The 571-nt window shown below is 72.7% G+C and carries 1 protein-coding gene; it reads left to right on the top strand.

The genetic code is table 11. From position 1 onward, the window contains the following. Positions 1-119: 119 nt before the first annotated feature. On the top strand, positions 120-571 hold a 452-nt coding region (locus BZY54_RS43025; protein ID WP_086730801.1), incomplete at its 3' end, for a bifunctional DNA primase/polymerase.

Below are 571 nucleotides of genomic sequence, written 5' to 3' on the forward strand. Positions count from 1 at the left end.
CCCCATGCCTGAAGGCAGGGGTGTGATGCGCCAACAGGTACGCACAGTGAAGTGATCGACACATGGTGTGATGTGGTCCGCGGTGTTGCCAGCGGTGCAACGGAAAGGAACGAGCGCTCATGCGCGAGATCCCCGGAAGGCGACGCAGGCTCCTGTCCCGGCGCAGCGACGGGAGGCCTGAGTCGATCAGCGCGGCCCTGACCTTCGCGACCCAGTGGCGGTGGCCGGTACTCCCGGGTGTGGCACCGGACCCGCGGCGGCCGGGCCGCTGCCGCTGCCCCGACCCGGAGTGCACGGTGCCCGCTGCACACCCGTTCGACCCCGGACTCCTCGCGGCCACCACCGACGCCCGGATGGTGCGCTGGTGGTGGACCAACCGGCCGGCCGCGCCGATCATTCTGGCCACCGGCGGAGCGGCCCCCTGTGCGGTGAGCCTGCCGGCCCCCGCGGCCGCCCGGGCCCTCGGTGCGCTCGACCGTGTGGGCATGCGGCTCGGCCCGGTCGTCGCCTCGCCCACGCGGTGGTCGATCCTCGTCAAGCCCTACTCCCTGGAGCAGCTCGGCGAACTCCT

This window comes from Streptomyces carpinensis (assembly GCF_002154505.1).
GTDB classification, from domain to species: Bacteria; Actinomycetota; Actinomycetes; order Streptomycetales; family Streptomycetaceae; genus Streptomyces; species Streptomyces carpinensis.